Source organism: Streptomyces sp. NPDC059255 (assembly GCF_042752355.1).
GTDB lineage: Bacteria > Actinomycetota > Actinomycetes > Streptomycetales > Streptomycetaceae > Streptomyces.
In genome coordinates this window covers 59215-81659 of record NZ_JBHYZP010000027.1, presented here as the reverse complement: position 1 = coordinate 81659, position 22445 = coordinate 59215, and the positions used below count along the sequence as shown (strand labels likewise).

At 70.5% G+C, this 22445-nt stretch carries 14 protein-coding genes and 2 pseudogenes; 13 read left to right on the top strand and 3 right to left on the bottom strand.

Features of this window, described 5'->3' with window-relative positions; all coding sequences use genetic code 11:
- Positions 1–166 precede the first annotated feature (166 nt).
- A complete protein-coding gene (locus tag ACFXKG_RS27440; RefSeq protein ID WP_384844452.1) occupies positions 167–931 on the top strand; it encodes a DUF4190 domain-containing protein in 765 nt (254 codons plus the stop codon).
- 242 nt (positions 932–1173) lie between these two features.
- On the opposite strand, the gene ACFXKG_RS27435 is transcribed toward ACFXKG_RS27440, so the two are convergent.
- On the bottom strand, positions 1174–1746 hold the full coding sequence (locus ACFXKG_RS27435; protein WP_384844591.1) for an NADAR family protein: 573 nt from the start codon (positions 1744–1746) through the stop codon (positions 1174–1176).
- Between the two features lie 272 nt (positions 1747–2018).
- Between ACFXKG_RS27435 and ACFXKG_RS27430 the strand changes: the two genes are divergently transcribed.
- The 7 genes from ACFXKG_RS27430 (at position 2019) to ACFXKG_RS27400 (ending at position 10644) form a co-directional block, all read left to right on the top strand.
- Complete coding sequence (locus tag ACFXKG_RS27430) at positions 2019–3539, top strand: gamma-aminobutyraldehyde dehydrogenase (protein WP_384844449.1); 1521 nt, start codon at positions 2019–2021, stop codon at positions 3537–3539.
- A 103-nt stretch (positions 3540–3642) separates the two neighbouring features.
- A complete protein-coding gene (locus ACFXKG_RS27425; RefSeq protein WP_384844446.1) occupies positions 3643–4908 on the top strand; it encodes a PotD/PotF family extracellular solute-binding protein in 1266 nt (421 codons plus the stop codon).
- A 202-nt stretch (positions 4909–5110) separates the two neighbouring features.
- Entirely contained in the window at positions 5111–6403 is a 1293-nt protein-coding gene (locus ACFXKG_RS27420; RefSeq protein WP_384844443.1) for an ABC transporter ATP-binding protein, read from the top strand.
- Positions 6400–7344 (top strand): ABC transporter permease, encoded by a 945-nt coding sequence (locus tag ACFXKG_RS27415; RefSeq protein ID WP_384844441.1) that lies wholly within the window; start codon positions 6400–6402, stop codon positions 7342–7344. Before ACFXKG_RS27420 ends, ACFXKG_RS27415 begins: the two co-directional genes overlap by 4 nt.
- A gap of 158 nt (positions 7345–7502) precedes the next feature.
- The gene (locus ACFXKG_RS27410; protein WP_384844438.1) at positions 7503–8336 is read left to right on the top strand and encodes an ABC transporter permease; all 834 of its coding nucleotides are present in this window, start codon (positions 7503–7505) and stop codon (positions 8334–8336) included.
- Positions 8337–8431: 95 nt separating this feature from the next.
- A complete protein-coding gene (locus ACFXKG_RS27405; protein ID WP_384844435.1) occupies positions 8432–9856 on the top strand; it encodes an NAD(P)/FAD-dependent oxidoreductase in 1425 nt (474 codons plus the stop codon).
- A gap of 272 nt (positions 9857–10128) precedes the next feature.
- Positions 10129–10644 carry a hypothetical protein gene (locus ACFXKG_RS27400; protein ID WP_384844432.1) on the top strand — a complete coding sequence of 172 codons (516 nt, stop codon included), beginning with the start codon at positions 10129–10131 and terminating at the stop codon, positions 10642–10644.
- A gap of 252 nt (positions 10645–10896) precedes the next feature.
- Here ACFXKG_RS27400 and ACFXKG_RS27395 read toward each other — a convergent pair.
- Together ACFXKG_RS27395 and gabT are read right to left on the bottom strand one after the other, a co-directional pair.
- Positions 10897–11688: pseudogene (locus tag ACFXKG_RS27395) on the bottom strand (phosphatase PAP2 family protein); the annotation flags it as partial.
- A gap of 298 nt (positions 11689–11986) precedes the next feature.
- Positions 11987–13321 carry a 4-aminobutyrate--2-oxoglutarate transaminase gene (gabT, locus tag ACFXKG_RS27390; protein ID WP_384844429.1) on the bottom strand — a complete coding sequence of 445 codons (1335 nt, stop codon included), beginning with the start codon at positions 13319–13321 and terminating at the stop codon, positions 11987–11989.
- Between the two features lie 315 nt (positions 13322–13636).
- On the opposite strand from gabT, the gene ACFXKG_RS27385 reads away from it, so the two are divergent.
- From ACFXKG_RS27385 to ACFXKG_RS27365, 5 genes and pseudogenes are all read left to right on the top strand, one after another.
- On the top strand, positions 13637–15754 hold the full coding sequence (locus tag ACFXKG_RS27385; RefSeq protein WP_384844426.1) for an ATP-binding protein: 2118 nt from the start codon (positions 13637–13639) through the stop codon (positions 15752–15754).
- Between the two features lie 226 nt (positions 15755–15980).
- The gene (locus ACFXKG_RS27380) at positions 15981–17639 is read left to right on the top strand and encodes a PucR family transcriptional regulator (protein ID WP_384844423.1); all 1659 of its coding nucleotides are present in this window, start codon (positions 15981–15983) and stop codon (positions 17637–17639) included.
- A gap of 389 nt (positions 17640–18028) precedes the next feature.
- Complete coding sequence (locus tag ACFXKG_RS27375; RefSeq protein ID WP_384844420.1) at positions 18029–19474, top strand: aldehyde dehydrogenase family protein; 1446 nt, start codon at positions 18029–18031, stop codon at positions 19472–19474.
- A gap of 442 nt (positions 19475–19916) precedes the next feature.
- Positions 19917–21926, top strand: a complete 2010-nt coding sequence (locus ACFXKG_RS27370; protein ID WP_384844417.1) for an acyl-CoA dehydrogenase family protein — start codon at positions 19917–19919, stop codon at positions 21924–21926.
- 123 nt (positions 21927–22049) lie between these two features.
- A pseudogene (locus ACFXKG_RS27365) lies at positions 22050–22438 on the top strand (3-phosphoshikimate 1-carboxyvinyltransferase); the annotation flags it as partial.
- Between the last annotated feature and the right edge of the window lie 7 nt (positions 22439–22445).

The window sequence follows — 22445 nt, the reverse complement described above, 5'->3', positions numbered from 1 at the left end:
GTACGGGGCGGGTACCGGCGGTACGGATACGGGAAGCGCGGCTTGGCCGGGGCCGCCCTGCGAGCCGCCTGCCGGACGGTTTCCGGGGCAGGGGTCATCGTAGGCCGGGCCGGTTCCGCGCGGTACGGAGGCCGTAGCATGACGGAATTACGAGTGGGGGAGGCCCATGTCAGACAAGAGCGAGCAGCCGTCGGGTGGCTACGAGCCGAGCGATCCCTGGGCGCCGCCGGAGCGCGGGGGACCGCTGGACAAGGCGTCGTCCGGGCAGTCGCACACCCCACAGGGCTCGCAGGCGCCACCGTCCGCCAGATCCGTGCACGATCAGCCGACGGTCACCGGGATGCCGGCCGCCGGCCCGGCCTCCGGCGGGAACGCCGGACCCGGCGCGGGCGTAGGACCGGGTGCCGGTGAGGGCGCCGTACCGCCGCCGCCGACCGCTCCCGGAGGACCTGCCAGGCCCACCCCGGGGCCGTACGGCTACCCCGGGGCCCAGGAGCCGGGCGCCTCGTACGGGGCCGGCGCGGGGGCGGGAGCGGGTGCCGGGTACGGCTATCCCGGCTACCCCAGCGGCGCGTATCCCGGTTACGGCCAGACCGGCTGGCAGCAGGGATCGTCGAACGGCATGGGGATCACGGCGCTCGTGCTCGGGATCCTCGCCGTTGTGACCTTCTGCTTCTGGGGTCTCGGCATCGTCCTCGGCGTGCTGGCCCTGATCTTCGGCTTCGTGGGCCGTGGACGGGCCCAGCGGGGCGAGGCGAACAACGCGGGGATGGCCTTGGCGGGCATCATCCTCGGTGCGATCGGCACCTTGATCAGCGCCGCGTTCCTCGGCTTCCTGATCTGGGCGCTTGTGAAGGGCGAGGAGCTTTCCGACAACACGGAGGATCCGTTCGCCACCTCACTCGTCGTCGGCGCCGCGTCCCACCGTTAGACCTGTCGGTCCCGACAGGCCCACGGGTCTACAGGGCTATGGGGCTATGGGACTAGCGACGGGGCTACGGGGCCGAAGTACCGGTTCTGTCAGACCTGCTGCCCGTCCCGATGGCCTGCGGGTTCTGATGGATCTGGGGGTTCCTCCCACCGCCCCGAGTTCCGGCCCGGACCTCGGACCTGGGCCGGGGCCTGAGGTTTACTCAAGGCGGGAAGCGCCCCGTACGGCGCGCGCTCCGGCCGTTACCGCCGGTCCGCGCGGAGCCGGTCGCGCGCCTCCATGAGTGCGAACCCCAGCAGATTGAGCCCGCGCCAGCGCGCCGGGTGCGCCGCCCGTTCGTCGTCCGAGGCGAGCCCGATGCCCCAGATCCGGTCCATCGGGCTGGCCTCGACGAGAACCCGCTCGCCCGTGGTCAGCAGATAGGTGCGCAGCGCCGCGTCACGCCCGAATTTGTGGACACTGCCCGCCACCACGATTCCGTACCGCTCGCGCTCCCAGACGGTCTGGTCGAACTCGCGCACCAGCCGCCCCGCCTTCTTGGCGAGTGCCGGATTCGTGGCGCACAGAGCCGCGCGCTCGGCCTCCTCGTCCCCGAAGAGCCGGGCCTTGTTCGCCATCATCCAGTGCTCGGCCGTCGCGTACTCGACCCCGTCGACCGTGAACGGAGAGGGCCACCACTGGCTCAGACAGCTCGGACCGAGCGCGCCGTCACGCCGTGGGGTGTGCCCCCAGAAGTGCAGATACTTGACAGTCTCGCCGCCCTGGATCCACTCGGCCAACTCGGCTGCGGTGCGTACGGAACTCCCCGATTTCATCCCCATGCCCGTGAGTCTGCCAGCCGCCACTGACAAGGCCCGTCGGCCGGCTCGCACAGCAACCGGCAGTGTGCGCCGCACGGAACCGGAATTCATACGGCGCAGGTTCGGATACGGTGCACAGCCGACCGATTCCGTCGCGTAACCAAAAGGAAACAACGGAATCCCTTGTTGAGATGGATTCGCTCTGTCAGGATCTGCACTCACATCAAGCCGGGACAACAGTTCGTACAAGGGTCGGCGCCCCGTCGGCCGGGACATCGGAGAGCGTCATGGGCAACCGCTTCCAGGTGCGGGACCGTTTCGCGGACGGCGCGCAGTTCATCGGCGGGCGGTCGTGGCCGGGTACCTCGGGACGTACGCACGCCGTCGTGGACCCGGCGACCGGCGAGGACGTGTACACGTACGAACTGGCCGGCCCGGCGGACGTGGATGCCGCCGTAGCCGCCGCGCGGGACGCCTTCCCAGACTGGGCCGGCACCACACCCGGTGAGCGCTCCGACGCCCTCCACCGCCTGGCGGACGTCCTCGCCGCCCAGGCCGACGACCTCGCGTACGCCGAATCACTCCAGTGCGGCAAGCCGATCAAGCTCTCCACCGAGTTCGACGTCCCCGGGACCGTCGACAACACCGCCTTCTTCGCGGGCGCCGCACGCCGCCTCGACGGCGCCTCGGCCGGTGAATACAGCGGCGGCCACACCTCCTCCGTACGCCGCGAGCCGATCGGTGTCGTCGGCTCCGTCGCACCATGGAACTACCCGCTCCAGATGGCCGCCTGGAAGATTCTCCCCGCCGTCGCGGCGGGGAATACGGTCGTCCTGAAGCCCGCCGAACTCACCCCCTTCACCTCACTGATGTTCGCGCGCGCCGCCCAGGAGGCCGGACTGCCCGACGGCGTGATCAACATCGTCACCGGTGCCGGCCCCGACGCGGGCGAACGCCTTGTCGGCCACCCGGATGTCGCCATGACGTCGTTCACCGGCTCCACCGCCGTCGGGCGGCGCGTCGCAGGGATCGCCACCGCCGCCGTACCCGTCAAGCGCCTCCACCTGGAACTCGGCGGCAAGGCGCCCTTTCTCGTCTTCGACGACGCGGACCTGGAGGCCGCCGTCCACGGCGCCGTCGCCGCGTCGCTCATCAACGCCGGGCAGGACTGTACGGCCGCCACCCGTGCGTACGTCCAACGCCCGCTGTACGACGCCTTCGTCAGCGGAGTCGCCGACCTCATGGCGAGCGTCCGGCTCGGTGACCCGTTCGACGAGGCGACCGACCTTGGACCGCTCATCTCCCACGCCCACCGCGACCGCGTCGCGGGCTTCGTCGACCGGGCCCGCGGCTACGCCCGCGTCGTCACCGGCGGGGAGTCGCCGGGAGGCGACTGGAAGAACGGCGCCTACTACCGCCCCACACTTGTCACCGACGCCGCGCAGAACAGCGAGATCGTGCAGTCCGAGGTCTTCGGACCCGTCCTCGTCGTGCTTCCCTTCGACTCCGACGGCGAAGGCATCCGGCTCGCCAACGACACGCCGTACGGTCTTGCGGCCTCCGCGTGGAGCCGAGACGTCTACCGCACCGGCCGCGCGGTGCGTGAGATCAGGGCCGGCTGTGTGTGGGTCAACGACCACATCCCGATCATCAGCGAGATGCCCCACGGCGGCTACAAGGCCAGCGGGTTCGGCAAGGACATGTCCGCGTACTCCTTCGACGAGTACACGCAGCTCAAGCATGTGATGTACGACAACACTGCGGTGGTCAGGAAGGACTGGCACCGCACCGTCTTCGGCGACCGGTAGCGCCGCTTTCCTGGCGCCCCGTACGGGGCGGTGAGCGCTGGGCCGTGTGGCCCCCCTTATACGCAGCAGAAGCCGTCGAACCATCAGCCGAAGGGCACAGTGCATGGATCAGGTGGAGCAGACGGAGCCGTACGAGCCCGGCCGCCCGTCCGCGGCACAGTGGGCCGCGATACGTCGCACCATGACCAGCGGGAGGGGCGTCCTCACCCGCCGCTCGATGCTGCGGGCCACCGGGGCCGGTGGCCTCGCGCTCGGCGGGCTCGCCGGACTGGGTGGTTGCGGTATCCCTCCCGCGAAGCGGGAAGGCGCGGGGCCCGCCTCCACCGACCGCTCGGCAGAGGAGAAGCGCGTCGTCTTCTCCAACTGGACCGAGTACATGGATGTCAGCGACGACGAGAAGCACTATCCGACGCTTGAGGCGTTCACGAAGCGCACCGGTATCACGGTCAAGTACACCGCTGACATCAACGACAACGTCGAGTTCTTCGGCAAGATCCAGCCGCAGCTCGCGGCCGGCCAGGACACCGGGCGCGACCTCATCTGCGTCACCGACTGGCTGGCCGCCCGCATCATCAGGCTCGGCTGGGCGCAGAAACTCGACCCGTCCCACCTGCCGCACGCGTTCGCGAACCTCTCGGAACCGTTCCGTTCGCCCGACTGGGACCCGGGCCGTGCCTATACGTACCCCTGGACCGGGATCCCGACCGTCATCGCCTACAACGCCAGGGCGACCGGCGGGCGCACCGTCGACTCGGTCTCCCAGCTCCTGGACGACCCGAAGCTCAAGGGGCGTGTGGCCTTCCTCTCCGAGATGCGCGACACCGTCGGGATGACCCTTCTGGACCTCGGCAAGGACCCCGCGGCCTTCACCGACGACGACTTCGACGCCGCCCTCGCCCGGATTCAGAAGGCCGTCGACCGGAGGCAGATACGCCGCTTCACCGGCAACGACTACACCGCGGACCTCGACAAGGGCGACATCGCGGCGTGCGTCGCCTGGGCGGGGGACATCGTCCAGCTCCAGAACGACAACCCGGACATCAAATTCGCCATCCCGCGGGCTGGCTACATGCTGTCCAGCGACAACCTGCTCGTCCCGGCCGAAGCGCGGCACAAGGCCAACGCCGAGCAACTCATCGACCACTACTACCGGCCTCCGATCGCAGCCCGGCTCGCCGCGTACATCAATTACGTCTGCCCGGTCGACGGAGTGCGCGCCGAGCTTTCCAGAATCGACAAATCGATGGCGGACAACACCCTGATCCTCCCGGACCCGGCGATGGCCGCCGCCTCGCACGCCTTCCGTTCTCTCAGCGCGAAGGAAGAGACGGCGTACGAGCAGAAGTTCGCCAAACTCATCGGCGCCTAGGGCTGTACAGGCCGCACCGTACGCCGCGGAGTGAAGTGCATTGGAGTGCTGGGGGAGTGGGGTGCTGGGGCAGGGCCTGATCCGAACGGCAGGCCCTACGCCCCGCCTCGTACATCCTTGCCCGCGTGGCTCCTTACGCCCCGTTGAGCTCCGCGCAGTACGCCCCGTCCGTCCACCTCTCTCATCCCCGGGACCGTGACCCATGACAGAGACCGCATCCACCAGCCGGGGCGGCGGCGACGTCCGCCTGACCGGGATCAGCAAGACGTACGGCTCCTTCCGGGCCGTACGGCCGCTCGACCTCACCGTGCCGCAGGGCTCCTTCTTCGCCCTTCTCGGCGCGTCGGGCTGCGGCAAGACCACCACCCTGCGGATGATTGCCGGCCTGGAGGAACCCACCTCCGGGACGGTCTTCCTGGGCGACACGGACGTTACGGGGCTCCCTCCGTACAAGCGCCCCGTCAACACCGTGTTCCAGAGTTACGCGCTCTTCCCGCACCTCGACATCTACGAGAACGTCGCCTTCGGGCTGCGCCGCCGCGGCATCAGGTCCGTACGCAAGCAGGTCGGCGACATGCTCGACCTCGTCCAGCTCGGCGATCACGCCAAACGCAAACCGCACCAGCTCTCCGGCGGACAGCAACAGCGCGTCGCGGTGGCCCGCGCGCTGATCAATCATCCGCGGGTCCTCCTTCTCGACGAGCCGCTCGGCGCGCTCGACCTCAAGCTGCGCCGCCAGATGCAGTGGGAGCTCAAACGCATCCAGACCGAGGTCGGCATCACTTTCATCCATGTCACCCACGACCAGGAGGAGGCCATGACGATGGCCGACACCGTCGCGGTGATGAACGCGGGGAGGGTCGAACAACTAGGCAGCCCCGCCGACCTCTACGAGAACCCGCAGACCACCTTCGTTGCCAATTTCCTCGGAACGTCCAACCTCATAGAGGCCGAGATCTGCGCCGTACGGGGCGACGAGATGGCGGTTACGGCGGGCGGCGCCACGCTCGTGCTCCCGCGCAGCCGGTGCTCCGCGCCGGCCACGCGGGGCGGCAGGCTGCTGGTCGGCGTACGCCCCGAGAAGATCTCCCTGACCCACGCGGACGACGCCGACTCGATCCCCGAAGGACGCAACCGCGTATCCGGCCGGATCGCCGACTCGAGCTTCATCGGCGTCTCCACGCAGTACGTGGTCGACAGCGCCGCCTGCCCCGAGCTGGAGGTGTACGCGCAGAACATCGAACGCGACAGCCGGCTCGCCCCCGGCGCCGACGTCGTTCTGCACTGGAACCCGGCGCACACCTTCGGCCTGGACGCCGCGCAGTCGCCCCTGGCCGGAGCAACGGGCGACGACGGCGTCAGCACGGCCCTGGACGGCGTCAGCATGGCTATCGACGGCGTCAGCGGAGCCCTCGACGGCGCCAGCACGGCCCTCGACGGGGGCGCCGCGCGCCCAGGTGCCGAGACGCGCGCTCCCGGAGGGGCAAGCGCATGACCGCCACGGCTGTCCCGCCCGGCGCGCCCGTCCCGCCGTCCGCCGGGGAGGCGGGACCCATTGTGGGCAAGTCCTCCATACGTCGGCGCCTCGTTCCGTACTGGCTGCTCCTGCCCGGCATTCTCTGGCTGCTGGTCTTCTTCGCGCTGCCGATGGTCTACCAGGCGTCGACTTCTGTGCAGACCGGATCCTTGGAGGAGGGATTCCAGGTCACGTGGCACTTTCCGACGTACTGGGACGCGCTTCGCGAGTACTCCCCGCAGTTCGTCCGCTCACTGTTGTACGCAGGCACCGCCACGCTCCTGTGTCTGCTGCTCGGGTACCCCCTTGCGTACCTCATCGCCTTCAGAGCGGGCCGCTGGCGCAATCTGCTGCTGGTCCTGGTCGTCGCGCCGTTCTTCACCAGCTTCCTGATCCGTACGCTCGCCTGGAAGACGATCCTGGCCGACGGCGGCGCTGTTGTCGGCGTACTGGACACCTTGCACGTCCTCGACGTGACCAGTTGGCTGGGCTGGACCGAGGGCAACCGCGTCCTGGCAACGCCCATGGCAGTGGTCTGTGGTCTGACGTACAACTTCCTTCCCTTCATGATCCTGCCGCTGTACACGTCGCTGGAACGCATCGACGGCCGGCTGCACGAGGCCGCCGGGGATCTGTACGCCAGGCCGCTGACGACCTTCCGGACGGTCACGTTCCCGCTCTCCATGCCTGGTGTCGTCTCCGGCACGCTGCTCACCTTCATCCCCGCCAGTGGGGACTACGTCAACGCGGAGCTGCTCGGTTCGACCGACACCAAGATGGTCGGCAGCGTCATCCAGACGCAGTTCCTGCGCGTCCTCGACTACCCGACGGCCGCCGCGCTCTCGTTCATCCTCATGGCGGTCGTCCTGCTGATGGTCACTTTCTACATCCGCCGAGCCGGGACGGAGGACCTGGTCTGATGAGTCCGAAGAGTTCGAAGGGTGTGAGGGCCCCGGAGGCGACCGGCTCGACGGGTTCGACGGGGGCAACTGGGCCCGCGGGGGCGACGGACCCTGCGCGGTGTACGGGGCGTATGCGGCGTACGGGGCCTTCGGCGCCGCCGGAGCCCGTGGCGCCGATGGGTGGTGCCCCGAGGGATGTCGTCACGGCTATGACGCGCTGGGTACGGCGCAATCTTGTCGTCATCGCGGGTGTGCTGACGCTCGGCTACATGGTCGTCCCCAATGTCGTCGTGATGGTCTTCTCCTTCAACAAGCCGAACGGCCGCTTCAACTACGCGTGGCAGCGATTCTCTTTGGACGCGTGGAAGGATCCGTGCGGCGTCGCCGACCTGTGCGGCTCGCTGTCGCTGTCACTGCGGATCGCCGCCTGGGCGACGCTCGGTGCCACTGTCCTCGGCACCATGATCGCCTTCGCTCTCGTCCGCTACCGCTTCCGGGCGCGGGGGGCGATCAACTCCCTGATCTTTCTGCCGATGGCGATGCCCGAAGTGGTGATGGCGGCCTCCCTGCTGACGCTCTTCCTCAACCTGGGTGCGCAACTCGGATTCTGGACGATCTTGATCGCTCACATCATGTTCTGCCTCAGCTTTGTCGTGACGGCCGTCAAGGCACGCGTCATGTCGATGGACCCGCGCCTCGAAGAAGCAGCGCGCGATCTCTACGCCGGGCCCGTGCAGACCTTCGTACGGGTGACCCTGCCGATCGCCGCGCCGGGTATCGCGGCGGGAGCACTGCTCGCCTTCGCGCTTTCCTTCGACGACTTCATCATCACCAACTTCAACGCCGGTTCGACGGTGACCTTCCCGATGTTCGTCTGGGGCTCCGCGCAACGCGGCACACCGGTGCAGATCAATGTCATCGGCACGGCGATGTTCATCATTGCCGTACTGGTGGTGGTCATCGGCCAGGTGGTCGGCAACCGACGGAAGAAGACCGCCTCGACGGCCTGAGCCGCTCCGGAGCCGGGCCGACTGCGGGGCAGTCCGCGCCCGGCGCCGTTCGAGTTAGTTCGAGCAGTTCGATCGATTCGAAGGAGTTGGCACACATGGCCGTCAGTTCCGGAGCCGTGCGCTCTGCCGCCGCGGCGTCCCTCGCCGGGGCGCGCCCCGTACCGTACTGGCTGGACGCCCCGGACCGGCCCGCCGCGCGCCCCGCCCTCGCCGGCGACGAGCTGTGCGACCTCCTGGTCGTCGGCGGCGGCTACAGCGGCCTGTGGACCGCCCTCCTGGCCAAGGAGCGGGCCCCGGACCGTGACGTCGTCCTGATCGAGGGCCACGAGGTGGGCTGGGCCGCCTCGGGCCGCAACGGCGGCTTCTGTTCAGCCTCCCTCACACACGGTTTCGCCAACGGGCTCAGCCGCTGGCCCGGTGAACTGCGGAAGCTGGAGGAATTGGGCGGGGACAACCTCGACGCCATCGAGGCGGCCGTCGCGCGCTACGCCATCGACTGTGCCTTCGAGCGAACCGGCGAGATCGACGTCGCCACGGAGCCGTACCAGCTCGCCGCACTCCGTGAGCTGTACGAAGAGCGGACGCGGCTCGGCGGCGGAGGGCTCGAACTCCTCGACCGGGACGCGGTGCGCGCCGAGGTCGACTCGCCCACCTTCCTGGGCGGCCTGTGGGACCGGCACGGCGCCGCCATGCTGGACCCGGCACGGCTCGCCTGGGGGCTCAAACGCGCCTGCACCGCGCTGGGCGTACGCATCTACGAGAACACCCGCGGCCTCGCACTGGCCCGGTACGGTGCGGGAATGGCCGTGCGAACTCCGTACGGACGGGTCTTCGCCCGGCGCGTCGCGCTCGGCACCAACGTCTTCCCGTCATTGGTCAGACGGGCACGCCCGTACACCGTTCCGGTCTACGACTACGCGTTGATGACGGAGCCGCTGACGGCGCGGCAACGGGGCTCGGTCGGCTGGCGGAACCGGCAGGGGCTGGCGGACAGCGCGAATCAGTTCCACTACTTCAGGATCACCGCCGACCACCGTGTCCTGTGGGGCGGTTACGACGCGATCTACCCGTACGGCGGCAGACTCGGGGCGGAGAACGAGCACCGTCCGGAGACCTACCTCAAACTGGCCGCCCACTTCTTCCGCTGTTTTCCGCAGTTGGAGGGCGTACGTTTCAGCCACGCGTGGGGTGGGGCGATCGACACATGCTCGCGGTTCTCGGCATTCTTCGGTACGGCGTACAGCGGCCGGGTGGCGTACGCCGCGGGCTACACCGGCCTGGGGGTCGGCGCGAGCCGATTCGGCGGTGACGTGATGCTCGACCTCCTCGCGGGGGAGCGGACGGAGCGCACCGAACTGGCCATGGTCCGCGACAAACCCCTGCCGTTCCCGCCCGAGCCGGTCGCCTGGGCCGGAATCGGCCTGACCCGGTGGTCACTGGCGCGCGCGGACGCTCACGACGGCCGGCGCAACATCTGGCTGCGGACGATGGACCGCTTCGGGCTGGGCTTCGACAGCTGATCCGGAGACGCGGGGCGGGGTGGGTGGGGGCGGGCCGGGTTCGGGGCGGGGTGGACCGGGGCCCCGGCCCGGCAGGCGGTTCGGGGCGTACGGACACGGGGCGCCGTACGGTGCGGCAGGTCAGGGCAGGGACACGCGTGCCTCCTCCCCGTGCCGGAACCTGTGAGTCGGATCACCGGAAGCTGGTGAACCGAACCCGCGTAATCCATCGGGCCCACCGCCGTCCCTCTTGTGGACAGACTGTCCAACAACACGGATGGGAGGCCAGGCGGATGACTGGCTCGGCTGCAAAGAGCGCGGCGGACTGGCTGGCATCAGTGGCACCGGATCCCGACGCCTGTCGGTGGGAATGGGAGCGCAGCCCGCACGGGGTGGCTCTCCTTCCGGCCGGCAGGCGCTGGGACGTACTGATCCTGCCGGGCGACCTCGGCTACCCGACGCTCGACGTGCTGACCAGGCTCGTCGACCGCCCTGGCCCGGTGCTCGCCGACTTCGGTGACGGCCGGATGGGCTTCTTCGTACCGCCCGGGACGGTCGCGCGCTGGATCGGCACAGGGGTACGGGGCGCGGGACGGGGCACCTGGATCGTCGTCCCGTACCCGGGCCGGGCGAGTGGCGGGGTGCGTTGGCTGATCCCGCCGGACGGTGCGGGGACCCTCACGGACGCGGCGCTGCTGGAACTGGCCATGCACGAGGCGGCGGCAGCGATGGTGCGCGGACGGGGCGGATGGGAGGAGGGCGACGGGTACGAGGACGGCCTCGGGTGTGAGGGCGGCGCCGACTGCTGAAGGGTGTGTGCCCGGCCCGAGCGGCCCTCACCGCCTCAGCCGGGACCTTCACACTCAACCAGGACCTTCGCGCTCGACGGCGCCATCACGATCGCCCCGAGGCTCCGGCGCCGCGCGACGTTCGGAGCGGGGCGCGACAGGGCCTTCGTCGGTGTCGCATCCGGGATCGCCTTCGCCGTCACGTTCGCGTGCAGCTGTGGATGTGTACTCGCGATGTGCGTATGCGTACTCGTGCAGGCGGAACCTGCGGACGACCGCCTCCACGAGGAGAAGCAGCATGCCGCACAGCGCCAGGCTCCCGAGGACGTCCACGGGCCAGTGATAGCCGCGCAGTACGAGGCCCACGCCCGTCGCGAGGGTGAGCAGCGCGGCGACGGGCAACATCCTGCGCCGCCCGGCGTACGGCGCGAGGAGCAGCGCGGCGCCGCCGTACGCGACCATCGCCGTCGCCGTGTGCCCGGACGGGTAGTAGCCGGTTGCGTCCGTGAGTGGGCCTGGCCGGTCGATCCACATCTTGAGCGGTACGACCAGGGCAGGGACGGCCGCCATCGCGACGACTGCCGCCAGTGGCCTTGCCCGCTGCCCCCGCCGGAACGCCTCACCGAGCGCGAGGGCCAGAACGGGCAGAGCGACCGGCATGCCGCCGAGGTCGGAGAGGAACTGCGTCAGAGGCTCCGGCCCTTCGCCCGCGAGCGCGAGACCGAGCCGCTCGTCGGCGGTGCGCAACGGCCCGTCGGCGGCTGTCTGCCATGTGAAGAGCGCGAAGAGGACGGCGCAGAGAACGAACGTCACGAGTGCGCGGCCGGAGAAAAGAGGCGGCCGCCCGGGAACAGGGGGGGTTGTTCCGGGGCGGCCGTCAGGACCGGTGTACCGCACGCCCCGGGGGGTTTGGGGCGGGCGGCCATCCGATCGGTGAGGAGATCCAGAGCCAGAAGCTCCAGTGGTGTGCGCGAAGGCACGACCAAAGCGACGCTGGGGATGCCCCGCATTGGTGTCGCCCACAGTTCGCTGTGCAGTCCCCTGTGAGCGGGGTGTTTCTCTCATCTGGCAAAACCGTACGTCAGGGTCCAGGGCTCCGACAGCCGGAACCCCATCCCGCCATGGGCCCCGCACACCTTCTTCACAGGCCCCGACCGGTGTGGTGGACCCGGTCGCGCCGCGTGAGTGATGGCAACAGAACGCGACGTCGCCGGTGCTCCGTGATGCGACATGGCGGGACATGAGGCCACGTAGTGGTCAGATGGTGGGCGATGTGACGCAGCAGGGAGACCCTGAAGTCCCGCCCGAAGACGCGCCCGGAGGCGTGTCAGGAAGGGCCCGGCGCTTTCGGGCGCCTGAGGGCTCAGAGAGCGGCGAGCGCCCGCTCGATGATGTCCAGACCCTCGTTCAGTAGTTCCTCGCCGATCACCAGGGGAGGCAGGAAGCGCAGAACGTTGCCGTACGTGCCACAGGTGAGGACCAGCAGCCCTTCCGCGTGGCACGCCTTGGCGAGCGCCGCTGTCGACTGCGGGTCCGGCTCCTTGGTGTCGAGGTCCTTCACCAACTCGATCGCGATCATTGCGCCACGCCCGCGGACGTCGCCGATGAGGTCGTACTTCTCCCGCAGCGTGGCGAGGCGGCCCTTCATGACCGCCTCGATGCGGCGTGCCTTCGCGTTGAGGTCCAGCTCCTTCATCGTCTCGATGGATCCGAGCGCGGCGGCGCAGGCCACCGGGTTCCCCCCGTACGTCCCACCGAGGCCGCCCGCGTGCGCGGCGTCCATGATCTCGGCGCGGCCGGTGACGGCGGCGAGCGGCAGGCCGCCCGCGATCCCCTTCGCGGTGGTGATCAGATCGGGGACGACGCCCTCGTCCTCGCACGCGAACCACTGGCCGGTGCGGCAGAAGCCCGACTGGATCTCGTCCGCCACGAACACGATGCCGTTCTCGCGGGCGAATCGCTCCAGGGCGGGCAGGAAGCCCTCCGCCGGCTCGATGAAGCCGCCCTCGCCGAGGACGGGCTCGATGATGATTGCCGCGACGTTCTCGGCGCCGATCTGCTTACTGATCTGGTCGATGGCCTGGGCGGACGCCTCCTCGCCGCAGTGCTCGGGGCCGGTCGGCCAGCGGTAGCCGTAAGCGACCGGTACCCGGTAGATCTCCGGTGCGAAGGGGCCGAAGCCGTTCTTGTACGGCATGTTCTTGGCGGTCAGAGCCATGGTGAGGTTGGTACGGCCGTGATAGCCGTGGTCGAACACGACGACCGCCTGGCGCTTGGTGTACGCGCGTGCGATCTTGACCGCGTTCTCCACCGCCTCGGCGCCCGAGTTGAAGAGGGCCGACTTCTTGGCGTGGTCGCCCGGCGTCAGCTCGGCGAGCTGCTCGCAGACCGCCACGTACCCCTCGTACGGCGTGACCATGAAACAGGTGTGGGTGAAGTCCGCGAGCTGCGCGGTGGCGCGGCGTACGACGGCCTCGGCGCTGGCGCCGACCGAGGTCACGGCGATACCGGAACCGAAGTCGATCAGCCGGTTGCCGTCCACATCCTCGACGATGCCGCCACCGGCGCGCGCGGCGAAGACGGGCAGTACGGACCCGACACCCGCGGCGACCGCGGCGCTGCGGCGGGTCTGCAGTTCCCGCGACTTGGGTCCGGGGATGTCGGTGACGACGAGGCGCTCCTGCGGAATGGCGGTCATGCGGGGCTCCTGGGGGTATTCCGGGTCTTTCTCCGCAGGCTAGGGGCGGGAGAGGGAAGCGGGCATGCTCCGATCGGGAGTGGTGGGGGGTGTGTCGTTGTCCGTGGCGGACATAGTGGCCTGGTTCCGCGCCGTACGGGGCGCCGCCCCAGGGCGGAAGTTCCGCACCGCACGGGGCGCTGCCCAGGGCGGAGAGCACGGACAACGGCGCCCCGTGGACGGGTCGGTGGCGGTGGGCCACCCACCCGATGTCCTGCGGTGGCAATACATTGAGCGGGTACAACAGGGCGGACCGCGCAGGGGGCAGGAGTTCACATGGACAGCGACGGCACGCACGACGCACGGGGCACACATGCCACCCCCCTACCGCGGCCGGCGGGGCCGCCGCCCATGCCGTCCTCAGCGCCGCTCGAATCCGCCCCGCCCCCCGCGCCGGGGCACGCGCCGCGCTCCGGTCCGACCCTGGCGGAGTGGCTGCGCGTCCCGCGCGTCGCCGACGCACCGGGAACCTGGGCATACGGCCACCGGGCCCGGCCCGCGGAGGAACCGGAAATGACGCCGCTGCGGCAACTCGTGAGCGGGGCGCTGATCTCGTTTCTGGCGGGTCTGCTGCTCTGGTCCTTGGTGTCGAACGGCTATCTCGGAGGCTTCTGGCTCTGGCCTCTCCTCTTGGTCACACCTGACTCCTGGCCCGGAACGCAGACCGGTGAGACCGCCGCACAGACCTACATCGTGGTGGTGATCGGCGGTGCGATGGCCTTCGTTTTCGGCCGCCTCGGCCGCTGGCCCGAACTGGCGCGGCGCGTGTTCGGCCGGGTCCCCGGCGCGGCTCCCCGGGAGGACGCCCTGCCGTCCCCGGAGCCCGAGGACGATCTCGCCGAGTGGCCCGAGCTGCGCACCGCGGGGCAGGGGGACATAGCCGTTCGCCTCGCGTCCGAGGTACGGGGCGGGCGGATGAACGACGTCGACTACGCCCGGATCCGCCGCGCGTGGCACTCCGTACGGGCCGACCCGTCGCGGCTGACGGCGTTCGCCGAGGCCGTACGGGGCGACGGTGCGGGCGCCTGCGTCCATCCCTCGGGCGAGCGCGACCTGCCCGTTCGCGCGGCCCGGCACGATCTGCTCGTACGGCAGGTCAGACTCGGTACCGTCCACGACGGCGAGCGCAACCCGTACCCGCGCAGGGGAACGGGACTCGCGCTGGATCCGGCTCTGCTGGGCACCTCACTGCTCGCCGTGGGCCCGCCCGGCGCCGGAAAGACCCACGCCCTGGTGCGCCCCGTCATCGAATCGCTGTCCCTTCAGGCGCTCGCCGGGCAGGCCGCCGTGATCGCCGTCTGCGCCACCGGCACACAGCTCGGGCCGGACAGCGCCTACGACGTCGTCGTCCGGCTCGGCGACCCCGATTCGGTGTACGACCTTGACCTCTACGGCGGCACCAGCGACCCGGACGAGGCTGCTGTCGTCCTCGCCGAGGGCCTCGTGGGCGATCTGGCGGACACGGACAGCCGCCGGGCCTCCACGGCCCTCGCGCAGCTCCTGGGGCCCTTCCGCTCCGCGCACGGCCGGCTTCCCGCCGTACCGGAGCTGCGCGAGCTGCTCGACGGCGAGCCTGCCGCGCTCGCCGCGCTGCGGGAAGCCCTCGACGCCGGAGGGCATACCGCCATGCGCCGCGAGCTCGACACCCGCGAGCGGCAGTCCGGAGCGTCCGGAGACCCGGGTCGGGCGCTCGCCGACCGGGTCGCCCTGCTCGACCGCCCCGCTTTCGCCGGGTTCTTCGACACCAGTGGGAAGACTCGGCCGTACTCCCTGCGCACTCTGGAGCACCCCCTGCGTGTCCGCATCGACCTGCCGGAGCGGGGGCACGCCGAGGCGTCGCGGATGCTGGCCAGGATCGTCCTCGCCCAGTTCACGGCGAACGCCGCGACCCGCGCCGACCGGTCGCTCTTCGCCTGTCTCGTCCTGGACGACGCCACCCGCACTCTCACTCCCGAGACCCTCCGCGGCGTGCAGCGCCTCCGTTCGGTCAACGCGGGCGCGTTGCTCACGCTGCGCACTCTCGACGACGTGCCCGAGGCTCTGCACACCGCACTGCTCGGTGCCGTCGGCTGCCGGATGGCCTTTTCCGGCATCACCACCTGGGACGGTAAGCGCTTCGCGGAGGCATGGGGTACCGAGTGGGTGGAGACCCGCGACGTCACCCAGCGCACCGTCTTCGCGGACCAGCCGCTGACCCGGGCCATCCATGCCTTCCGCAAGCTGGTCACCGGCAAGGCGGTGACCACGGACGCTGTGACCGTAAGGAAGGTCGAGCGTGAGCGATGGTCGGCTTCCGAACTGGCGCACTCGGTGCCGGCGGGCCACGCTGTCCTCTCCCTGCGGACAGTGAGTGGCGAGCATGCGCCGCCCCTCCTGGTCGACCTCCGGAGCTGAGCACAGGGGGCGGGCGGGGCGAGGCTAACTATTGCCATCAGGATGCCTGCACTTCGTACAGGCTGGCAGAATTGAAGTCAGCCGTTGGTACAAGACGGCAAAATGACAAGGAGCCCCTCCTTGGGCTCGATGCTCACGTCCTTGGGGCCGACGCTCACGTCACACTCCTGATGGGCTCGTGTCCGTCGCCCTGCCCGTCCGCTGACGAAGGCCCTACGGTTCCACCATGCCGCCCACCCTCGCCTCACTTGTCCAGCACTCGGCGCTCCATCTCACCGTGCGCGCGGGGGAGGACAGGCTGAGTACGCCGGTCCGCTGGGTGCACGCCAGCGAGCTGGCCGACCCCGTGCCGTACATGGAGGGCGGCGAACTGCTCCTCATCACGGCGACGACGCTGGATGCCGCGGACCCCGGTGCGATGCTGCAGTACGTACGGCGGCTCGCGGACGCCGGGGTGGCCGGGCTCGGCTTCGCCGTCGGCGTGAACTACGAGGACGTCCCCGAGGCTCTCGTCGGGGCGGCGCGCGAGGTGGGGCTGCCGCTGCTGGCCGTGCCGCGGCGTACCCCGTTCCTCGCCATCAGCAAGGCGGTCTCGGCGGCGCTCGCGGCCGACCAGTACCGCGCCGTCACCGCAGGCTTCGAGGTCCAGCGTGAACTGACCCGCGCGGCGCTCTCCGAGGGCCCAGCCGCGCTGCTGGAGCGGCTCGCGGCGCATGTGGACGGCTGGGCGGCGCTGTACGACGCGTCCGGAGCCGTCGTCGCCGCCGCGCCCGAATGGGCGGCGCGGCGGGCCGCCCGGCTGACGGCCGAGGTCGAGCGGCTGCGCGAGCGCCCCGCACCCGCGAGCGCGGTGGTCGGCGGGGCGGACGCGGGCGACGCCGCCGGCGACGCGGAAGACCGCGTCGAACTCCAGTCGCTCGGCACGGGCAGGCGCGTCCGCGGCGCCCTTGCGGTCGGTACGGGGGCGGCGCTGGGCACCGCGGAGCGGTACGCGGTGCACTCGGCGGTCGCGCTGCTGACCCTGACAACGGAGCGTTCGCGCGCCCTCCAAGCGGCCGAACAGCGGCTCGGCGCCGCGGTGCTCCGCATGCTGCTCTCCGGGCAACCGGACCACGCGCGAACGGTGGCGGGCGAGCTGTACGGGGGACTGCTCGACGCGCCCTTCCGGCTGTTGATCGCTGAATCCGCGGCGGGCGCGGGGGGCGTCGCCGCCGCCCCGCACGGGGCCACCGAGACCGATCATCCGATCCAGGCACTGACGGACGCCATCGAGGCGGTGGCCTCGCGAGGGGGCGAGGCAGTGCTCCTGGTCCCGGACGGCGAGGACCGCCTCGCGGTGGTGTCCCCCGACGCCGGGGCGGTGGTCGCCTCCATGGCGCGGTACGCGCTGCTGGAGGCGGAGGAGGCCGGCGTCGTCATCGGCCTCTCCGCGCCGACGGGGCCGATCGCGACGGCCGGGGCGTACAAACAGGCCGAGCAGGCGCTGTCGGTGGCCCGGCGGCGCGGCAGAGCACTCGTCGAGCACGAGGAACTGGCGGCGGGCTCGATCCTGCCCCTGCTGGCCGACGACGCGGTACGCGCCTTCGCCGAGGGGATGCTGCGGGCGCTGCGCGACCACGACGCGAAGGGGCGCGGCGATCTGGTGGCGTCGCTGCGCGCCTGGCTGTCCCGCCACGGTCAGTGGGACGCGGCGGCGGCAGATCTGGGTGTGCACCGCCATACGCTCCGCTACCGCATGCGCCGGGTGGAGGAGATCCTGGGCCGCTCCCTGGACGACCCGGACGTACGGATGGAGCTCTGGCTGGCGCTGAAAACGACAGCCGCTCCGGGGCCGCCGACGCCGCCGGCCACCGGGGCTCCGGAGCCCCGGGATCAGCGGGAGTAGCGGGGATCGCGAGCGCGGGCGAGGAGGCAAGGGGGTGATGGCGGGGCGAGTGGGCAACCGGCGAGGAAGCGAGTAGGCCTGCGGGGGCGTGACGGCGCGAGGGGGCGGAGTACGGTCCCGGTCCGATGCCAGGGACGAGCGGCAACCTTCGGCACCACCGCCGTACTCCCCTCAACCGTTGCCCCACTCCCGTCGACCGTTGCCGCACTCATCTCGCTGACAGAGGAACGGCGCTCCGTTACGCCGCCTTCTGTCTCTCCTCGACCGACGTATGACATTGCGTAGCACAGCCTGGTGCGCACCACTCCACCACGGACAATCCGCCGCATGCCTCCGCACCCCTACCGTGGGACGTACACGCCGTCTCTTCGGAAGGGCCCGGACTCGCAATGACTTCCACCCACGCTTTCTGGCTCGCCGGCCGCCAGGCCACCGGTGAGGACACCCTCGACGTCACCTCCCCTTGGGACGGCCGCCTCGTGGGAACCGTCTCCGTACCGACCGACGCGCAGGTCGAGGAGGCCGTCGCCGCCGCACACGCTGTGGTCGACGAGTTCGCCGCGACGCCCGCGCATGTCCGGGCCGCCGCCCTCGACCATGTGTCACGCCGTCTTGTCGAGCGCACGGAGGAGATCGCCCGGCTGATCTCCGCCGAGAACGGCAAGCCCCTGAAGTGGGCCCGGGGCGAGGTCGGCCGCGCCGTGTCCGTTTTCCGGTTCGCCGCTGAGGAGGCACGCCGCTTCAACGCCGGGGACGCCCAGCGGCTCGACACCGACGCGGGCGGTACCGGCCGCCTCGCCCTGACCCGCCGCTTCCCCCGTGGTGCCGTCCTCGGTATCGCGCCGTTCAATTTTCCGCTCAACCTCTGCGCGCACAAAATCGCCCCGGCCGTCGCCGCCGGCGCCCCGATCGTCCTCAAGCCCGCCCCCGCGACGCCGCTCTCCGGCCTCCTCCTCGGCGAACTGCTCGCGGAGACCGAGCTCCCGGCCGGTGCCTGGTCCGTCCTGCCCGTGCCCAACGACCGGATGCCCGCCCTTGTGCGGGACGAGCGGCTGCCGGTGATCTCCTTCACCGGTTCCGACAAGGTCGGCTACGCGATCATGGACTCCGTGCCGCGCAAACACTGCACCCTCGAACTCGGCGGCAACGGCGCGGCCGTCGTTCTCGCCGACTACGCGAGCGACCAGGACCTCGACTGGGCCGCGGCGCGGATCGCCACGTTCTCGAACTACCAGGGCGGCCAGTCCTGCATCTCCGTCCAGCGTGTGATCGCGGACGCCACGGTGTACGAGCGCCTCGTCCCCCGCATCGTCGCCGCCGTCGAGGCCCAGGTCACCGGCAACCCCGAGGACGACGCGACCGACGTGGGCCCCCTCGTCAGCGAGGACGCCGCCAAGCGTGTCGAGTCATGGGTCGACGAGGCGGTACGGGCGGGCGCGCACCTCCTCACCGGCGGCAAGCGCGACGGTGCGAGCTACGCGCCCACCGTCCTGGCCGAGGTCCCCGAGGGCACCACCCTCGCCTGCGAGGAGGTCTTCGGCCCCGTTCTCACCCTCCGTCGCGTCGAGAGCGAAACGGAGGCGTTCGAGCGCGTGAACGACTCGAAGTACGGCCTTCAGGCCGGCGTGTTCACCAACGACCTGAAGGCTGCGTTCCGCGCCCACCGTGCCCTGGAGGTCGGCGGCGTGGTCGTCGGTGACGTCCCGTCGTACCGCGCCGACCAGATGCCGTACGGCGGTGCCAAGCAGTCCGGTGTCGGCCGCGAGGGTGTGCGGTACGCGATGGACGACTACACGTACGAGCGCGTCCTCGTCCTCACGGGCCTGGACCTGTAGGCCCGCCTGGACGCCCCGTGCGCGCAGTACGCGGTCTCACGGGCCCCGTACTGCGCGCACGGGGCTCCGCGAGGCGCGTACACCCTTCTACGGCGGAGGCCGGAGCCCGGGCGGGTACACGGGGCTTCGGCCGCCGCCGTGCGTTCACGTCCGGGCAAGACTTCGCGGACGGGACGAGCCAGGACGGGACGAGCCAGGACGGGGCGGCGATGGAGCGGCGATGAGGGCGGCGCACTGTGTCCGGGGCCGCACCGCTTGCTCCACGACTGGTGCGGGTGGCGGGAATCGGGTAGATACGGACGAGTAGCAAGTATCGATATGGGCAGCAGTCGCTCTATCGACACTGTCGCCGGTACGTCGGCACCGCCCCACATCGCCCCGTACCGGCCCGCACTGCCCGGCATCGCCATTGGCCCCGACTCCGCGGCGAGGTGAGTTCCTCATGTCCGCCCCATCCGCACCCTCAGCAGCTTCTACGCCACAGGAACCCCAGAAGTCACAGAAAACTCAGGCATCGCAGGAACCGCACGGAAAGCCCAAGGTCTCCGAGCGTGAGGCGCGGCAGGTCGCCGAAGCCGCCCGCGAGCAGGGCTGGCGCAAGCCCAGCTTCGCGAAGGAGATGTTCCTCGGCCGCTTCCGCCTCGACCTCATCCATCCGCACCCGGTCCCGGCCCCCGAGGACGTCAGGCGCGGCGAGGAGTTCCTCGCGAGGCTGCGCACGTTCTGCGAGACGGGCATCGACGGCGCGCTGATCGAGCGCGATGCCAGGATCCCCGACGAGGTCATCAACGGCCTCAAGGAACTGGGCGCGCTCGGCATGAAGATCGACGTCAAGTACGGAGGCCTCGGCCTCACCCAGGTGTACTACAACAAGGCCCTGGTGCTCGTCGGCTCCGCCAGCCCCGCCGTCGGCGCACTGCTCTCCGCCCATCAGTCGATCGGCGTACCGCAGCCCCTCAAGATTTTCGGTACCCAGGAGCAGAAGGACCTCTTCCTGCCGCGCCTGGCCCGTACCGACATCTCGGCGTTCCTGCTCACCGAACCCGACGTGGGCTCCGACCCCGCCCGGCTGGCGACGACCGCCGTTCCCGACGGCGACACGTATGTCCTCGACGGTGTGAAGCTGTGGACGACCAACGGTGTCGTGGCCGATCTGCTCGTCGTGATGGCCCGCGTTCCCAAGGAGGAGGGCCGTAAGGGCGGCATCACCGCGTTCGTCGTCGAGGCCGACTCCCCGGGCATCACGGTCGAGCACCGCAACGCCTTCATGGGGCTGCGCGGGCTGGAGAACGGCGTCACCCGCTTCCACCAGGTCCGCGTCCCCGCCGCGAACCGTATCGGTCCCGAGGGATCCGGCCTCAAGATCGCGCTCACCACGCTCAACACCGGGCGCCTCTCCTTGCCCGCGATGTGCGTGGGCGCCGGCAAGTGGTGTCTGAAAATCGCCCGCGAGTGGTCCTCCGCGCGCGAGCAGTGGGGAAAACCGGTCGCCCGCCACGAGGCCGTGACATCGAAGATCTCGTTCATCGCCGCCACCACGTTCGCGCTGGAGGCGGTCGTCGACCTCTCCTCCCAGATGGCCGACGAGGACCGCAACGACATCAGGATCGAGGCCGCCCTCGCCAAGCTGTACGGCTCAGAGATGGCCTGGCTGATGGCGGACGAACTGGTTCAGATCCGCGGCGGCCGGGGCTTCGAGACGGCGGACTCGCTGGCAGCCCGCGGCGAACGCGCCGTGCCGGCCGAGCAGATGCTCCGCGATCTGCGCATCAACCGGATCTTCGAGGGTTCCACGGAGATCATGCATCTGCTGATCGCGCGTGAGGCCGTCGATGCCCACCTCGCGGTGGCAGGCGACATCATCGATCCCGACAAATCCCTCCAGGACAAGGCCAGGGCGGGGGCGCAGGCGGGGAAGTTCTACGCTCGCTGGCTGCCGAAACTGGTGGCTGGACCGGGGCAACTGCCCGGTTCGTACGCCGCGTTCCACCCGTCCGGGCACCCGGATCTGTCGTCGCACCTGCGCTACGTCGAGCGCACCGCCCGCAAACTCGCCCGTTCCACCTTCTACGCCATGTCGCGCTGGCAGGGTCGCATGGAGACCAAGCAGGGCTTCCTCGGCCGGATCGTGGACATCGGTGCGGAGCTGTTCGCGATGAGCGCCGCGTGTGTACGGGCCGAGATGCTGCGCATGAACGGTGACCACGGCCGCGAGGCGTACCAACTGGCCGACGCGTTCTGCAAACAGGCCCGGATCCGCGTCGAGGAGCTTTTCACGCGATTGTGGTCCAACACGGACGACCTGGACCACAGGGTCGTGGACGGCGTTCTGTCGGGTACGTACGCCTGGCTGGAGGAGGGCATCGTCGACCCGAGCGGCGAAGGGCCCTGGATCGCGGACGCGGCACCGGGCCCATCACCACGGGAGAATGTGCACCGCCCGATCCGGTGATCCGCTGAACCACGCCCGTGCGCGCCGTACGGGGCGCCACGGGGCCGTGTCACCGGCGCGGCCCAGGACATTCGCGACCTCCGCCGTGGGCCGTGAGCGCTCCGTACGGCAGGCGCCCGGCCCGCGGCGTACGACGCGGGCCGCGCCGTCACGGTGCCGGGGCTCGGCCACGGAGCACTCCAGGGCTACCTGCGGCTCATGGAGGTACTCGCCCTGTACGGCCCCGGCGCTCTCGGGACTCACCGTCAGCATGCACGACATCTCCGACACGAGGCCCACCCTCGAGGCCATCGCCCCCTGCGCGTCGGGTCCCGTCCGGATCGAGGACGTCGCCAGCACCCGCGTGAAGGCGTGCGACCGCCTGGAGGTCTACGCCCGCAATCTGCGCCGACCGGGCGTCACGGTGGAGACGGGCCCGGGACTGGACCGAGAACGACCCCGGTACGCCGCGCCCCGTGGAGATCACCACGCATGGCGGTGTTCGGCGCGTTCCAGCACGCGTGACGGCCGGGCCGAACG

Bases quoted from the DNA above. Each gene is read 5' to 3' on its own strand.
- ACFXKG_RS27440 (WP_384844452.1), top strand. From the start codon at position 167: ATGTCAGACAAGAGCGAGCAGCCGTCGGGTGGCTACGAGCCGAGCGAT.
- ACFXKG_RS27435 (WP_384844591.1), bottom strand. From the start codon at position 1,746: ATGAAATCGGGGAGTTCCGTACGCACCGCAGCCGAGTTGGCCGAGTGG.
- ACFXKG_RS27430 (WP_384844449.1), top strand. From the start codon at position 2,019: ATGGGCAACCGCTTCCAGGTGCGGGACCGTTTCGCGGACGGCGCGCAG.
- ACFXKG_RS27425 (WP_384844446.1), top strand. From the start codon at position 3,643: ATGGATCAGGTGGAGCAGACGGAGCCGTACGAGCCCGGCCGCCCGTCC.
- ACFXKG_RS27420 (WP_384844443.1), top strand. From the start codon at position 5,111: ATGACAGAGACCGCATCCACCAGCCGGGGCGGCGGCGACGTCCGCCTG.
- ACFXKG_RS27415 (WP_384844441.1), top strand. From the start codon at position 6,400: ATGACCGCCACGGCTGTCCCGCCCGGCGCGCCCGTCCCGCCGTCCGCC.
- ACFXKG_RS27410 (WP_384844438.1), top strand. From the start codon at position 7,503: ATGGGTGGTGCCCCGAGGGATGTCGTCACGGCTATGACGCGCTGGGTA.
- ACFXKG_RS27405 (WP_384844435.1), top strand. From the start codon at position 8,432: ATGGCCGTCAGTTCCGGAGCCGTGCGCTCTGCCGCCGCGGCGTCCCTC.
- ACFXKG_RS27400 (WP_384844432.1), top strand. From the start codon at position 10,129: ATGACTGGCTCGGCTGCAAAGAGCGCGGCGGACTGGCTGGCATCAGTG.
- gabT (WP_384844429.1), bottom strand. From the start codon at position 13,321: ATGACCGCCATTCCGCAGGAGCGCCTCGTCGTCACCGACATCCCCGGA.
- ACFXKG_RS27385 (WP_384844426.1), top strand. From the start codon at position 13,637: ATGGACAGCGACGGCACGCACGACGCACGGGGCACACATGCCACCCCC.
- ACFXKG_RS27380 (WP_384844423.1), top strand. From the start codon at position 15,981: ATGCCGCCCACCCTCGCCTCACTTGTCCAGCACTCGGCGCTCCATCTC.
- ACFXKG_RS27375 (WP_384844420.1), top strand. From the start codon at position 18,029: ATGACTTCCACCCACGCTTTCTGGCTCGCCGGCCGCCAGGCCACCGGT.
- ACFXKG_RS27370 (WP_384844417.1), top strand. From the start codon at position 19,917: ATGTCCGCCCCATCCGCACCCTCAGCAGCTTCTACGCCACAGGAACCC.